The organism is Telluria sp. BA11 (assembly GCF_056680305.1).
This window is the reverse complement of sequence record NZ_CM155275.1, coordinates 3,094,944-3,108,611: the sequence shown is the minus strand read 5'-3', so window position 1 is coordinate 3,108,611 and position 13,668 is coordinate 3,094,944. Positions and strand designations below refer to the sequence as shown.

Below are 13,668 nucleotides of genomic sequence, written 5' to 3'. Positions count from 1 at the left end.
CTGTCGCTGGCGGTCGTGGCGACCGCAAAGCAGGCATTATCCGTGAGCTTTACAAAGGGAAACAAGCAAGAGAAAACGAATTCGTCCGGATCGTCAAACGGTTGTCACATTTAAGCAGCACAATGCAAGTGCTCCTTGGGAAGGGAACGCGGCAGCGCGAGCTGCCCTACCGGCGCCGGCGGTCGGGAAATATACCGGCACCAATTTATAGAGATGCACCCCACGACACGGCCCCGACGCGGGCCGTGTCCTTTATTTCAGTTCAACCGTACAACGGCACCAGGATGTCGTAGGCATTGTCCGGCCGTGCGCCATCGTCGACGGTCGGCGTGTAGCGGCGGTCGTACCGTTCGAGGCGAATCCCCTCTTCATCGGCTTCCATGCCCAGTTGCTCCATCGCCGCCGTACCGGTCACGCGCGAGGCTTGCGCATGCACCATCGGGCCACGGTGCGTCATCAGCGCGTAGCGGCGCGCTGGCACCTGGATGCCGATCATGCCGGGCGGGAGCTGGTCGATATCGGCGACCTCGACGGCCACGCATTCGACCTGCTCACCATCGTCCCGCCGCAGCGTCACGCCATAGCGGACACCATTGTGCTCGCCCAGCTCGGCTTCACGGGCGAGGAATGCTTTCCATATCTCGGGGAAATCCTTTTCCGGTCCTGAAACTGGCACAACTGCGGGTAGCCCGGCGAGCTTCATTTCAGGTAGTGTGATGGTCGAGATGTGCATGATGTGGACTTCTAAAGAGACGAAAAGATTATAGGCTTATCGCTTCGGCAATATTAGCAACGTCGCAATCGTGCGCCTCGATTCCCGGACAAAATGGAGACAACCGTTGACCACTTCACTTAAAGCCCTGCTGAAAGAACTGGAAACCTTCGGCGCCAGTCACGATGCGGCCCACGATGACCGTGCCATCCGCCTGCTCAATATCACCCACGATACCGGCGAGTTCCTGGCCGTTATCGTGCGGGCGATGGGCGCACGCCGCATTCTCGAGATTGGCACATCCAACGGGTACTCGACGCTGTGGCTGGCCGATGCGGCCGCGGCGCACGATGGTCTCGTCACGACGGTCGAACTCTCGCCCACCAAGGTCGCGATGGCGCGCGCCAATTTCATGCGCGTCGGGCTGCAGGACCGGGTGCATCAGGTCGAAGGCAACGCAGGCGACGTGCTGGCCGGCGGCGCCGATGCGGCGTTCGACCTCGTCTTTCTGGATTCGGAGCGCACCGCCTACCTGGCATGGCTGCCGCAGATCGAACGCGTACTGCGACCGGGCGGGCTGATCGTGGTGGATAACGCCACCTCGCACGCACAGGAGCTGGCGCCGTTCATGCAGGCGCTGCGCTGCGCGCCGGGCTGGAGCACCAGTCTGGTCGGGGTCGGCAAAGGCCAATTTCTCGCCACGAAACACTGAATACAGCGTCTGTGCAGTTCAGCCCCCGTTTCTTGCAATCCATCGCAAGGGCGGGGCTGCGGATGGATGCCGTGCCTAGAATGGGCTCCATCAACTCACTGGAGAACATCATGAAACGTGCCGTCATCGTCGCCCTTCTGTCGCTCGCATCCCTCTCGATCCAGGCCGCCGAACAGGTGCGCAGCGTGACGCCGTTCAAGACCATCGATTCACAGGGCCCGGTGAGCCTGGTGGTCGAGGTGGGCAAGGCGTACTCGCTGCGGGTCGAGGGCAACCAGAAATTCATCGATCGTGTGAAGACCGAGGTCGTGAATGGCGAACTGCGCCTGTCGTTCGCGGACAGGAACAGCAAGAACGTCAATATCGACGATGGCGAACGGGTGGTCGTGACCATGCCCGAGCTCACCAGCTTCCGCGGCGAAGGCGCCGGCCTGATGATCCTGAATAATGTGCGCACCGAGCGCTTCGACGTGAACTACAGGGGTGCCGGCAGCCTGCAAATGAACGGCAAGGTCGGCCAGTTGCGCCTGAATGCCGAGGGCGTGGGCGAAGTCGACGCCAAAGCCCTGATCGCGCAGGATGCCGATGTGACCTTCCGCGGTATCGGTGACGTGAGCGTGCATGCCACCAACAAGCTCAATGCCAGCGTTCAGGGCCTGGGCAACCTCACGTATTACGGCAGACCGGCATCGGTGAGCAAGTCGGTTTCGGGCATCGGCAACGTCACTGCCGCCAAATGACCATCATGCATTGACGAGATCGATCAGCACCTGCGCATGACACGGTGTGCCCGGCCGGCACCAGCATGCCAGGTCATGGCCGCGCAGCGACGCATGTGCCTGTTGCGCCACCTGCTGCCCGGTCGGATCGATCTGCAGCCACAGGCGATATGCCGCCACTGCTTCTTCGACCGTCGGCATCGCGATATAGCGCCCCGCCGGTGTGCCGGGCGCCAGCTCGGGCAGCACTGAAAATGGATTCCCCCACTTGCCAGGTCGCGCCACGGAAATCGTGTTGGGCGGCATGCGCCAACCTTTCTTGCGGCTCAGTTGCACCCGTTGCGGCGTGGTGGTTGACGTCATGGTGTTCCTCGTCGATGGCAGCACCGGCAATTCCGGCATCGACGATCATACCGTCGCCAGGCGCTCCTGCATCGACTGTGCACCTGCGTTGCCGCAGGTGGCGGACAGGAACTCCATCAAGCCCTGCAAGGTCTCCACGCGCGCGCGATAAAAGATGAAACGGCCCTGCTGGCGCGGCGCGACCAGCCCCGCGTGCGTGAGTTCCTTGAGATGGAATGACAGGGACGATGCCGGCATATCGAGGGTTGCTGCAATATGGCTTGCGGACTGGCCCTGGGGGCCGGCCTGCACCAGCAGCCGAAACGCGGCGAAACGGGATTCCTGGGCAAGCGCGGAGAGTGCAACGATGGCGAGATTGGTTTGCATGCGGTCATTCAAGGTTCGATTCAAGGGTCCCGGACGCTTACACCGCCGGGCCACCGTTCGAATACTGTCGAATGACTTTGACAGGGTGATGACATGGGCGCGTGCCGGCGCAAATCAGCCACGCCGGCACGCCCGTCGTCACGCCTGCTGGCGCTGTGCGTCGTCCATCAGCTCGTACCACATTGCATTGAGGACGGCGAAGGCAGCCGCGAGCGGCAGGCCGAGTAGCCAGGCGAAATACCACATGATGAAGTCCTTTCTGGTTGCGTTGTTTGTTACGTTTTTCGTGCGGTTATTTGTTCACTTAATACGCGTGGCTCTTGCCGCCGCTGATGTCGTCCGGCACAACCTTGCCCCACAAGACCTTGTAGACCCAGCTCGTGTAGGCCAGGATCAGGGGCAGGAAGATGCAGGTCGCAACGAGCATGATGAACAGCGTCAGGTGGCTCGACGACGCATCCCACACCGTCAGGCTGGCCTGTGGCTGGATCGACGATGGCAAAATGAACGGGAACATCGATGCGCCCACACTGAGCACGATGCCGGCGATCGACAGGCTCGACGTGAGCATGGCCACGCCTTCCCGGCGCCGCACCAGGGCCATCAGGGTCAGCAGCGCACCGACGATGCCGGCGGCCGGCGCCAGCTGGGTCCATGGATGCGCAGCGTAATTGGCAAACCAGCTGCCTGCCACGCCCGCCTCGACGGTCTTGAACAGCGGATTGGAAGGGCCGGTCGTTACCACCGCGCTCGTGATGCGGTAGCCATCGACAAAGCCCCACAGCAGCACGCCGGCCACGGCGTACAGCACCACGGTGGCAACCGCGGCGCGGATGCCCCAGGCACGCGCACGGCTGGCCACCAGGCCATCGGTCTTGAGCACCAGCCAGGCCGCACCGTGCATGATGAGCATGGCCACCGACACCAGGCCGCACAGCACGGCAAACGGATTAAGCAGCGCAAAGAAGCCGCCCTCGTAGAAGATCTGCTGATCGGGCGCGAGACGGAACGGCACGCCCTGCAGCACGTTGCCCATCGCGACGCCGAAGATCAGCGCCGGCACAAAGCCGCCGACGAACAGGGCCCAGTCCCAGGTCGCGCGCCAGGCGATGCTGTCACGCTTGCTGCGGTATTTAAAGGCGACCGGCCGCAGGATCAGCGCCAGCAGCACGGCCGCCATCGCCAGGTAAAAACCCGAGAACGAGACCGCATACAGCTGCGGCCAGGCCGCGAAGATCGCGCCACCGCCCAGCACGAGCCAGACCTGATTGCCTTCCCACACGGGGCCGACGGCGTTGATGACGACCCGGCGTTCCAGGTCGGTGTTGGCGACAAATGGCAGCAAGGTACCGGTGCCCAGGTCAAACCCGTCGGTGACGGCAAAGCCCACCAGCAGGATGCCCAGCAGCAGCCACCAGATGATGCGCAGCGTGTCGTAGTCGAGAAGCGTATGAAGAATCATGGTGTGTTACTCCGCAGTAATCATGGGCGCAGTGCGCATTGCCGGCGTGGTGCCGATCAGTGGGCTGTGGGTGCCCGGCGCGTGGGCAAGTTCGTCTTCCGGCCCCTTGCGAATGGCCTTGAACATCAGTTTCATTTCCACGACGATCAAGATCGAATACAGCACGACAAAACCGATCAGGGTCGTCAGCACGGTCTGGATGCCAAGGTTCGAGACTGCGACGGCGGTGGGCAGCACGCCCTCGATGGCCCATGGCTGGCGCCCCAGTTCGGCGACGACCCAGCCGGCTTCGGCGGCGATCCATGGCAGCGGGATCGACCACACGGCCACCTTCAGCAGCCACGGATAAGCGTCCAGGCGACGGCGCGCCGACAGCCAGAAAAACACCGCCGTGAGCACGATGAAGAAGATGCCCAGGCCCACCATGATGCGGAACGACCAGAACAGCGGCGCGACCTGCGGCACGGTATCCAGGGCGGCCTGCCTGATCTGCGCTTCGCTGGCCTGGCGCGGATCGTCCACATAGCGCTTGAGCAGCAGCGCGTAACCCAGCACCGCGCTGTGCTCTTCAAAGCGCGCCTGCAGGGCTGGCGGCACCGGTGCACGGCCACCGAGCGCACGAATTTCTTCGAGTGCGCCATAGGCCACGATGCCCTGGCGCACCCGCACCTCGGCCAGCTTGACCAGGTCACTGATGCCCGGAATCTCGTTCGACAGCGAACGCGTACCGATCAGGCCCATCACCCACGGAATGTGGACCGCATAGTGCGTCTCGCGCGCGTTCTGGTCGGGAAAGCCGAAGGCGGTAAAGGCGGCCGGCGCAGGCTGCGTCTCCCACATGCCTTCGATGGCAGCGAGCTTCATGTGCTGGTGCTCGGTCGCCAGGTAACCGCTTTCGTCACCCAGCACCACGACCGACAGCGAGGCCGCCAGGCCGAACGACGCGGCCACCGTCATCGACCGCTTGGCCAGCTCGACATGGCGGCCCTTGAGCAGGTACCAGGCCGCAATGCCGAGCACGAACAGCGCGGCGATCACATAGCCGGCCGACACGGTGTGCACGAACTTGGCCTGGGCCACCGGATTGGCCAGCACCATGCCAAAGTCTGTCACTTCCATGCGCATCGTCTGCGGGTTGAGCGTGGCGCCGATCGGGTTCTGCATCCAGCCATTGGCAATCAGGATCCACAGCGCCGAGAAATTGGTGCCGAGGGCCATCAGCCAGGTCACGGCCAGGTGCTGCACCTTCGACAGGCGATCCCACCCGAAGAAGAACAGGCCAACAAACGTCGCCTCGAGGAAGAACGCCATCAGGCCTTCGATTGCCAGCGGCGCGCCGAACACGTCGCCCACGTAGTGGCTGTAGTAGCTCCAGTTCATGCCGAACTGGAATTCCATCACGAGGCCCGTCGAGACGCCAATGGCAAAGTTAATCCCGAACAGCACGCCCCAGAACTTGGTCATCTGGCGCCAGACGGGACGCCCGGTCATCACATACACGGTTTCCATGATGGCGATGAGCATCGACAACCCCAGCGTCAGGGGCACAAACAGAAAGTGGTACAGCGCCGTCAAGGCAAACTGCAGTCGGGAGAGCCCGACAACGTCGAGATCCATGGTGAATCCTTTCTTCTTAAATACGTCGGTGGTTGGTTATTCTTAGTGTTGGCGCAGCGCGTCCAGTGCCGCATCGAATGCCTGGGTGCCACGCCGCAGGTCGGCATCGATCCGCCCGTCTTTCATCACGAGCAGCCGGTCGGCCTGCGCGGCTTCGCGCCGCAGATGTGTGGCCACCAGCAGCGTGCGGCCGCTGGCGTGCCGTGCCAGGCGCGCCAGTACATCGGCCGCGGTAGCGCCGTCCAGCGCCTCGGTCGGCTCGTCCAGCAGCCAGAAGTCGGCCCGGCGCAACAGCAATCTCGCCAGCGCCAGGCGGCGCGACTGGCCGCCCGACAGGCCAAGACCGCCCTCGCCCAGCAAGGTGTCAAGACCCTGTGCGAAGCCGCGCACGTCCTGCTCCAGGCCGGCGGCATGCAGCGCGGCCCACAATTGCGCATCGGTGGCGGCGGGATCGGCCAGGCGCAGGTTGTCGCGCAGGCTGTCGCAAAACAGCTCGGTGCGCTGGGTCAGCCAGGTTGCAGGCCGCGCCCATACCTGCCCCGCCTGGGCGGCCAGTTCGCCGGCCGCCAGCGCCAGCAGCGTCGATTTGCCGACACCGCTGCTGCCCACAACCGCAACCCGCTCGCCAACGGCAATGTGCAGATCGACCGCATGCAGGGCCGCGCCGGTGCGGCCGGGATGGAACACGGTGGCGCCGTACAGCAGCAACGCCATGCCGGTACCGGTGCCGGTACCAGTGTCGGGCGGCGCCGGTACGGCGGCGTCATCCTGCTGGCGCAGGCGCGGCGCCACGCGGCGCATGGCCAGCCAGCTGCGGCCAGCCTCGATCGCGCCGCGCCGCAGCGCGGCAAACGGTTCCAGCGCGGCCAGCGCGATCAGCAGTGCCAGCGCTGCGGCGGGTGCGCCCAGCTGCTGCACCTGCGTCTGTATGTGTTGCACCTGCTGCTGCGCCGGATGCGATGCCACTTGCTGCGCCAGCGCCCCTACTGCCAGCAGGACGGCGGCGACGGTGACATGGCCACCAACCGCGTACAGCCAGCCAGCGCCGGTGTCCAGCCGGTGCAGCGCGGCGTCATGGCGCGCCAGGGTCATGTCGAGGCGCGCCAGCTGCGCGCACTGCGCCGGCAGGCGGCCGGCCAGCGCCAGGTCGGTCTGGCCGGCGACCAGGTCGATCGCCTGGGCGCGCAGCCGTTCCAGTGCGCGGACACGGCGCAGCGCCACCGGCCGCGCCAGGCGCGCCACGAGCAAGGTCACGCCCCAGCCGACCGCCAGCAGCCAGCAGAACATCGCCAGGCCAAGGCGCCAGTCGAGGTTCGCCAGCACCAGGCCGGCCAGCAGCGCTGCGCCGCAGGCGGCGACAGCCGGCACGATCAGGCGCAGATAGACCGATTCGAGGGCATCGATGTCGCCCGTCAGGCGAAACAGCAGGCGCGACGGTCGACGCAGCAGCGCGCGTGCGGCATCCGGCGTGGCCCAGCCACGAAACAACCGCTCGCGCAGCGCGGCCAGTACGCCAAACGTGGCGTCGTGCGTTACCGTGCGCTCGGCATAACGGCCAAAGGTGCGGCCCAGGGCCAGCAGGCGGATCGCCGCGCTCGGCACGAACACATTGAACATGACGGCGCTGCCGGCCATGCCGGCCAGGGCCGCCGATGTGATGAACCAGCCCGAGGTGCCCAGCAGCGCCATCCCGGCCAGCACCACCAGCGTCGACAGAAGCGCACCCAGGGCCAGGCGCCGCCCACCCGTGCGGATGAACAGGGACAGCACCGGCTGCACGTCGTTATTGCGTTTTGTTTCGTTGTCGCGCTTTGTTTCTTTGTCACGTTTCATGCTGCGCTCCGTTGAATCAATGGTTCGCCAAGGCGCACGACGCGGCCCAGGCGCGCGGCCAGTGCCAGATCGTGGGTGGCAACAATCATGGTGCGGCCCTGCGCCAGCTGCAGCAGCGCGTCGATGACGCCGGCGGCCGTGTCGCGGTCGAGGTGGGCAGTGGGTTCGTCGACCAGCAGCAGTCCGGCGTGCGGCGCGCACATCGCGCGGGCCAGCGCAAGGCGCACCAGCTCGCCGCCCGACAGGCCAAGGCCGCCCTCGCCCAGGCTCTCGCCCGGCGTCGCATGCTCGATCTGACCGAGGCCCGCGCGCGCCACGGCGCGGCTGACCGCGTCGACCGTCACGCCCTCACGCTCGAGCGCCACATTGGCGCGCACCGAGCCGGCAAACACGTGCGGCTTCTGGCCGATCCAGGCCATGCGCGCGCGCAGGCCGGCAGCCGACCCGGCGTCCAGCGGCACGCCGCCGATGCGCACGGTGCCGCTGTCAAATGGGACGAGGCCCGCGATGATCGACAGCAGCGTGGTCTTGCCGCTGCCGCTGGGACCGACGAGCGCCACGTGCTCGCCAACGCGCACATACACATCCTGGTTATCGAACAGCGGCGTTTCGCCCGGGTGCGCAAAGCGCAGGCCCTCGATATCGACCGATGGCGCGCGGCCAATGCGCAGCGCTTCGCCCGGCCCTTGCAGCGCGCCCGGCAACGGCAAGCCGGCCGCCTGCAGCTTGTCCAGTGCCTCGAGCGCTGCTTCGCCGGCGGCCTTGTCGTGCCACACCGCAGCCAGTTCGCGCAGCGGTTCGAAAAACGCCGGCGCCAGCAGCAACACGAACAGGCCTTCGGCCAGCGTCAACCGGCTGCCCCAGCTGCCCGGTCCGATTTCGCCGAGCAAGTGGAAACCCACGTACACCGCCACCAGCGCCACGCCCAGCGCCGAAAACAGTTCGAGCGCGGTCGACGACAAGAAGGCGATGCGCAGCACGCGCATGGTGCTGGCACGGACTGCTTCGCTGGAAGCCCGTACCCGGCGGGCGGTAGCATCGACAGCGCCCAGTGCGCGCAGCGTCGACAGGCCGCGCAGCCGGTCGAGCAAAAAGCCGCTCATGCCGCCGACCAGCTGCAGTTGCGCTTCGCTGGCAGCCTTGGCGCGCCAGCCGATAACGGCCATGAACAGCGGAATCAAGGGCGCGGCCAGCACCAGGATCAGCGCGGCAAGCCACGAAAAGTGACAAACCACGAGCGCAATGACGGGTGGCACCAGCAGGACTCGCATGCGCGCCGGCCCGTAGCGCAGCAGCCATGGCAGCACCGCTTCGGCTTGCTCAGCGACGATGCTGGCGGCCTGGCCGGATGGCAGGCGCGCACGGTCCAGTGGCGAGCGCGCGGCCAGGGCTTGCACGGCTGCCTGACGCAAGGCGGTGAGCTGGCTGCGCGACACGGCGAACAAGCGGCGTGCACCCCACGCTTCGCTGCTGGCGCGCAAGACGCCAAGGGCCAGAAACGCCAGCGCCGGCAGCAGCATGTCGGCCAGTCCGGCGCCCTGGGCCAGGCGCCCCACTGCATGCGCCAGCAGCGCCGCCTGCGGAATCCACAGCAGCGCCGCACCGCTCATCGCCAGCGTGGCGCCACGCGCAGGGCCAATGCCTGTAAGCAGTGCCGGGCGGCGGGGTTGGCTGCGGTGCATGGTGGCTCTCCAAACGTTGTTGCAACAAAACGGCAGACGTACGGGGGCCATGGCCATCAGCATCGGACGTGCCCCGGAATAAACTTTTTGTATTTTCTAGAACTTCAGAATTTTCGGAAGGTGGATGGATTATGCGCTGAAACTTCTGGTTTGTCTGTAATGGGTGACCAGGTTAGTCGGGAATTACGAACGTATTAACAACAATGGCAGCAAACACGTGCATGCGTGGTACGTGTCCGGGTGACGTGGGATAATTCACCTTTCACAAGCATCGAAAAGTTCGCAACCATGACGCCACTTGTCCAAACGTTTGTCAGTCACTTCGGCGAGATGGGCAGCCGCTGGGGCATCAACCGCACGGTGGGGCAAATCTATGCCCTGCTCTTCGTTTCTGAAGAACAGCTGCATGCCGACGACATCGGCGAAAAACTCGGTATTTCGCGCTCGAACGTGAGCATCGGCCTGAAAGAACTGCAGTCGTGGGGCCTGGTGCGCCTGTCGCGCATTCCGGGCGACCGCCGCGAATACTTCACGTCGCTGGGCGATGTGTGGGAAATCTTCCGCGTGGTCGCTGCCGAGCGGCGCCGGCGCGAAGTCGCGCCGACGCTGTCGGTACTGCGCGAGTCGCTGATGGCCAACGCCAACCACCCCGAAGACAAGTTCGCGCAGGAGCGCATGCGCGAGATGCACGAGCTGGTCGACCTGGCCAACAACTGGTTCGACGACCTGCAGCGCCTGTCGCCCGAGTCGATGGCGCAATTGATGAAGATGGGTTCAAAAGTCCAGAAGCTGCTCTCGGCCAAGGACCGCCTGTTCGCTGCGAAAGACGGCAAGGCGCCGAAGCAAACGCCGGAAGAATAAGGCGGTCAGCATACCCGTGCTCGCCTCTTTCGGCTGACCGGCTAGACTGGGCTTTTCCTTTTCCCCTTACCAGTCCCGTCCATGAATATCGCTTGTATCGCCTGGGGCTCGCTGCTCTGGAAACCCCAGGGCTTGAAGCTCGCCTCCGGATGGCATCCGGGCGGCCCCGCCATGCCCATCGAATTTGCCCGCCAGAGCGACGACAGTCCCGAACTGGCACTCGTGCTGTGCGACAGCGCACGCCTCATGCCCACCTACTGGGCCTACGTCGCCACCGATGACCTGGACACCGCCCGCGCCATGCTGTGCGCGCGCGAAAAGATCAGGGCCGCGTTCCCCGAATGGATCGGCAGCGTGCCGGCGCAGAACGGCGCAGAAGACAATCCGCGCGTGGCCGCCTGGCTGCGCGCCAAGGGCATCGACGCGGCCATCTGGACCGCGATCCCGCCCAAATTCAATGGCGTGAGCGGGCGCGTTCCGACGGTCGATGAAGCCGTGGCATGGCTGGACAGCTGTAGTGGCGCGCAGCGCGACGCCGCCGAGGATTACATCCGCCGCACGCCGGCCCATATCGACACCGCGTACCGGCGCATCATCGCGGCGCGCCTGGGCTGGCACCCGCTGCGCGAGGCGCATGTGACGCAGATGCGCTGAACGCATCCTGCTGCGACATCGCTGCGATGCGTTGCCGCACCCAGGCCTGCGCATGCGCCAGCGTCACCCTAGCCATCGCGGTCGGAAAATGAATGAAACCATGTGGCGCTTCGGGCGCCACGTTCAGTTCAACGTCGGCCACCTGCTGCCAGCGCTGCGCCATTCGCAGCGTGTCGTCAAGCAGCGGATCGCCACTGCCAACGATCATCAACGCTGGCGGCATGCCGGCCAGTTCGCCGAACAGCGGTGACAGCGGCGGCTGGCGCCGTCCGGCGTCGTCCAGGTCGGGCGTGAGCCCGCGCAGTCCGGCCAGCATGCGCGGCCCGTCGAGCACCAGCGTTTCGGGCCCTGCCCTGCGCACGCTGTCGGTGCCGGCCATATCGTAGACGCCGTAGTACAAGACGGCCCCGGCGATGCGCGCCAACAGCGCCGGCCAGGCCCGCAGCCCTTGCAGCGTGGCCGCAGCCAGGTGCGCGCCCGCCGATTCTCCGACCACGATCACCGGCAAGCCGGCATATTCTGGCAACCCGTCCTGCAACAGCCAGCGCGCCGCAGCCAGGCATTCTTCCATCTGCGCGTGCACCGATGCGCGCGGCGCCAGCCGGTAATCGACCGACACCACGGCCAGGCCGCAGCGGCTGGCGAAGGCCGCATTGAACACATCGTTCATGCGCGCATTGCCGACCACCCAGCCGCCGCCGTGGATATCGAGCACGATGCCGGCCACCGGCCCGCGCGGGCGGATGATACGAACCTGCACCTGCACTCCCTCCAGCCCTACCATGCACGTCTCGACCTGCAGCCCGGCGCGGCGCAGCTTGCGGTCGGCGCCGAACTGGGACAAGCGCAGCAGGCCCTGCACCAGCGGCGGCATGAAGCGGTGGCGCGATCCGAAGCGCGGCGCGCGCGCAAGCCGCGCATTGAAGCGTTTTGCTTCGTTCAGTGTCTGGTCGTCCAACCTCATTGGCATGCAGGCCTTTTATTAATGGTGAGCCGCTATGCGCACCGGATATCAGATACCGAAAGTCACTTGCGGGTCATATTGACATGCTACCCTCAGCCACGATTTTGCGTGTTCCGATACCGGAATTTCTCTCGCCCTTCGTCTACCGACATAAGACATGTGCAATGATCTGGACGACTGGTTCATCCATGAGGTACTGCCGCTGGAAGGCATCCTCATGCGCTACCTGCGCCTGAACTGGCGTGACAGCGACGAATGGCCCGACCTGCGCCAGGAAGTCTACGCACGCGCCTACGAAGCGGCGCGCAGCGGCCTGCCGGAGCGGGTAACGCCGTTCGTGATGACCATCGCGCGTAATCTGCTGATTGACCGCGCACGCCGGCGCCAGGTCGTGTCGATCGAGGCGTTTGCCGAACTTGACGACCTGTCGGTGTACGAACTGACGCCCGAGCGACATGCCAGCGGCCGGGCCGAGTTGTCCGCACTGGTGGAAGTGCTCGACGCCTTGCCTGCGCGCTGCCGCGAAGTGGTGGTGCTGCGCAAGGTCGAGGGGATGTCGCAGCGCGAAGTCGCCGCTGAAATGGGGATCACAGAGGACACGGTGGAAAAACAGATCATGAAAGGCATGCGCGCCATCGCCGATGCCCTGTTCGCGCGCGGTATCGGCGCCGACATCGTCCGGCGCGAGCGCAAGGTGCGCAAGCAAGGCAAGTAACCATTACAGCAAACGACGTGCGATGAACGAAGCAAATCACAACGCGGAGGCGATCGAGGCCGATGCAGCGCAGTGGCTGGCCCGCGAAGACGGCGATGGGTGGCACGCAGAGCTGCAGGCCGAACGCGATGCCTGGCTGCGCGACGACGTGCGCCACCGGGTGGCATACCTGCGCCTGCGCGCAGCATGGCAGCGCGCAGATGTCATGGCCGGCCAGGCCATCGAACGCCCCGCGCCACGCCGTCCGCTGGCGCGTTTCTCGCGCTGGCGCATGGCGGCAGGACTGCTGCTGGCCTGTGGCCTGGGCGCCTTCCTGGCACCCGATGTCGGCTGGCAGCAGGGCCAGCGCTATGCCACCGGCACCGGCGAGAACCGCACCATCGCGCTGGCCGACGGCTCGCGCCTGATGCTCAATACCGCCACCCGCCTGCGCACCGCTCCCGATGGCGGTCGCCACGTGTGGCTCGACAGCGGCGAAGCGTATTTCAACATCGCCCATGATCCGTCGCGCCCCTTCGTCGTTGAAGCGGGCACCAGCCGGGTGACCGTGCTGGGCACCCGCTTTACAGTACGGCGCGATGGCGAGCGCACGCGCGTGCTGGTCGAACAGGGCCGGGTGCAAGTGGATGAACGCGACGCATCGGTGGTACTGACCCCCAACCAGGAAGCGCGCAGCGCGGCCGGCCACATCGCCCGGGCTGAGCACAGCCAGGTCCAGACCGAGCAGCGCCTGGCGTGGCGTGAAGGCCGGATCGTGTTCGACCAGATCACGCTGGGCGAGGCCATCGCCGAATTCAACCGCTATAACGACCGCAAGCTGGTCATCACCGATCCCGAAGCGGCGTCACTGCGTATCGGCGGCAGCTTCGCGCCTTCGAATATCGACGGCTTCGTGCGCCTGCTCGAGCAGGGCTTCGGGCTGCAGGCAAAGCGCGGCACCAGCCAGATCATCATCTCGCGCTGAATTATTTCTGGTTCGCATACCGGATTTTTCCAGCCCACCCGTCT

The 13,668-nt window shown here is 65.5% G+C and carries 15 protein-coding genes; 6 read left to right on the top strand and 9 right to left on the bottom strand.

Going from position 1 to position 13,668, the window contains the following annotated elements:
• Positions 1-262: 262 nt before the first annotated feature.
• Complete coding sequence (locus tag AC1MGT_RS13685) at positions 263-733, bottom strand: GyrI-like domain-containing protein (RefSeq protein WP_499500604.1); 471 nt, start codon at positions 731-733, stop codon at positions 263-265.
• Positions 734-839: 106 nt separating this feature from the next.
• Between AC1MGT_RS13685 and AC1MGT_RS13680 the strand changes: the two genes are divergently transcribed.
• The gene (locus AC1MGT_RS13680) at positions 840-1,424 is read left to right on the top strand and encodes an O-methyltransferase (protein ID WP_499500603.1); all 585 of its coding nucleotides are present in this window, start codon (positions 840-842) and stop codon (positions 1,422-1,424) included.
• Between the two features lie 110 nt (positions 1,425-1,534).
• On the top strand, positions 1,535-2,164 hold the full coding sequence (locus AC1MGT_RS13675; protein ID WP_499500602.1) for a head GIN domain-containing protein: 630 nt from the start codon (positions 1,535-1,537) through the stop codon (positions 2,162-2,164).
• A gap of 3 nt (positions 2,165-2,167) precedes the next feature.
• On the opposite strand, the gene AC1MGT_RS13670 is transcribed toward AC1MGT_RS13675, so the two are convergent.
• The 7 genes from AC1MGT_RS13670 to cydD all read right to left on the bottom strand — a co-directional run bounded on the left by AC1MGT_RS13670 (position 2,168) and on the right by cydD (position 9,466).
• Complete coding sequence (locus AC1MGT_RS13670) at positions 2,168-2,506, bottom strand: DUF4326 domain-containing protein (RefSeq protein ID WP_499500600.1); 339 nt, start codon at positions 2,504-2,506, stop codon at positions 2,168-2,170.
• Positions 2,507-2,551: 45 nt separating this feature from the next.
• Complete coding sequence (locus AC1MGT_RS13665; RefSeq protein WP_183554016.1) at positions 2,552-2,872, bottom strand: ArsR/SmtB family transcription factor; 321 nt, start codon at positions 2,870-2,872, stop codon at positions 2,552-2,554.
• 138 nt (positions 2,873-3,010) lie between these two features.
• Positions 3,011-3,118, bottom strand: a complete 108-nt coding sequence (gene cydX / locus AC1MGT_RS13660) for a cytochrome bd-I oxidase subunit CydX (protein ID WP_183554018.1) — start codon at positions 3,116-3,118, stop codon at positions 3,011-3,013.
• A 58-nt stretch (positions 3,119-3,176) separates the two neighbouring features.
• Entirely contained in the window at positions 3,177-4,334 is a 1,158-nt protein-coding gene (gene cydB / locus AC1MGT_RS13655) for a cytochrome d ubiquinol oxidase subunit II (RefSeq protein ID WP_499456531.1), read from the bottom strand.
• Positions 4,335-4,340: 6 nt separating this feature from the next.
• Entirely contained in the window at positions 4,341-5,951 is a 1,611-nt protein-coding gene (locus AC1MGT_RS13650) for a cytochrome ubiquinol oxidase subunit I (protein ID WP_499500599.1), read from the bottom strand.
• A gap of 42 nt (positions 5,952-5,993) precedes the next feature.
• Positions 5,994-7,784: an amino acid ABC transporter ATP-binding/permease protein gene (locus tag AC1MGT_RS13645; RefSeq protein WP_499500598.1), complete on the bottom strand. Its 1,791-nt coding sequence runs from the start codon at positions 7,782-7,784 to the stop codon at positions 5,994-5,996.
• Positions 7,781-9,466, bottom strand: coding sequence for a thiol reductant ABC exporter subunit CydD (gene cydD / locus AC1MGT_RS13640; RefSeq protein ID WP_499500597.1), 1,686 nt, complete (start codon positions 9,464-9,466; stop codon positions 7,781-7,783). The genes AC1MGT_RS13645 and cydD overlap by 4 nt, the downstream gene beginning before the upstream one ends.
• A 288-nt stretch (positions 9,467-9,754) precedes the next feature.
• Between cydD and AC1MGT_RS13635 the strand changes: the two genes are divergently transcribed.
• The gene (locus AC1MGT_RS13635; protein ID WP_499500596.1) at positions 9,755-10,327 is read left to right on the top strand and encodes a GbsR/MarR family transcriptional regulator; all 573 of its coding nucleotides are present in this window, start codon (positions 9,755-9,757) and stop codon (positions 10,325-10,327) included.
• A gap of 81 nt (positions 10,328-10,408) precedes the next feature.
• Positions 10,409-10,981, top strand: coding sequence for a hypothetical protein (locus tag AC1MGT_RS13630; protein WP_499500595.1), 573 nt, complete (start codon positions 10,409-10,411; stop codon positions 10,979-10,981).
• Here the strand turns inward: AC1MGT_RS13630 and AC1MGT_RS13625 are convergent.
• Positions 10,920-11,951: an alpha/beta hydrolase gene (locus AC1MGT_RS13625; protein ID WP_499500594.1), complete on the bottom strand. Its 1,032-nt coding sequence runs from the start codon at positions 11,949-11,951 to the stop codon at positions 10,920-10,922. The genes AC1MGT_RS13630 and AC1MGT_RS13625 overlap by 62 nt on opposite strands.
• A 151-nt stretch (positions 11,952-12,102) precedes the next feature.
• Between AC1MGT_RS13625 and AC1MGT_RS13620 the strand changes: the two genes are divergently transcribed.
• Positions 12,103-12,660 (top strand): RNA polymerase sigma factor, encoded by a 558-nt coding sequence (locus AC1MGT_RS13620; protein WP_499500592.1) that lies wholly within the window; start codon positions 12,103-12,105, stop codon positions 12,658-12,660.
• A gap of 22 nt (positions 12,661-12,682) precedes the next feature.
• Entirely contained in the window at positions 12,683-13,624 is a 942-nt protein-coding gene (locus AC1MGT_RS13615; RefSeq protein ID WP_499500591.1) for a FecR family protein, read from the top strand.
• Positions 13,625-13,668: the final 44 nt, after the last annotated feature.

Coding starts and splice junctions, on each gene's coding strand:
- AC1MGT_RS13685 (WP_499500604.1), bottom strand. CDS start 733: ATGCACATCTCGACCATCACACTACCTGAAATGAAGCTCGCCGGGCTA.
- AC1MGT_RS13675 (WP_499500602.1), top strand. CDS start 1,535: ATGAAACGTGCCGTCATCGTCGCCCTTCTGTCGCTCGCATCCCTCTCG.
- AC1MGT_RS13670 (WP_499500600.1), bottom strand. CDS start 2,506: ATGACGTCAACCACCACGCCGCAACGGGTGCAACTGAGCCGCAAGAAA.
- AC1MGT_RS13665 (WP_183554016.1), bottom strand. CDS start 2,872: ATGCAAACCAATCTCGCCATCGTTGCACTCTCCGCGCTTGCCCAGGAA.
- cydX (WP_183554018.1), bottom strand. CDS start 3,118: ATGTGGTATTTCGCCTGGCTACTCGGCCTGCCGCTCGCGGCTGCCTTC.
- cydB (WP_499456531.1), bottom strand. CDS start 4,334: ATGATTCTTCATACGCTTCTCGACTACGACACGCTGCGCATCATCTGG.
- AC1MGT_RS13650 (WP_499500599.1), bottom strand. CDS start 5,951: ATGGATCTCGACGTTGTCGGGCTCTCCCGACTGCAGTTTGCCTTGACG.
- AC1MGT_RS13645 (WP_499500598.1), bottom strand. CDS start 7,784: ATGAAACGTGACAAAGAAACAAAGCGCGACAACGAAACAAAACGCAAT.
- cydD (WP_499500597.1), bottom strand. CDS start 9,466: ATGCACCGCAGCCAACCCCGCCGCCCGGCACTGCTTACAGGCATTGGC.
- AC1MGT_RS13635 (WP_499500596.1), top strand. CDS start 9,755: ATGACGCCACTTGTCCAAACGTTTGTCAGTCACTTCGGCGAGATGGGC.
- AC1MGT_RS13630 (WP_499500595.1), top strand. CDS start 10,409: ATGAATATCGCTTGTATCGCCTGGGGCTCGCTGCTCTGGAAACCCCAG.
- AC1MGT_RS13625 (WP_499500594.1), bottom strand. CDS start 11,951: ATGCCAATGAGGTTGGACGACCAGACACTGAACGAAGCAAAACGCTTC.
- AC1MGT_RS13620 (WP_499500592.1), top strand. CDS start 12,103: ATGTGCAATGATCTGGACGACTGGTTCATCCATGAGGTACTGCCGCTG.
- AC1MGT_RS13615 (WP_499500591.1), top strand. CDS start 12,683: ATGAACGAAGCAAATCACAACGCGGAGGCGATCGAGGCCGATGCAGCG.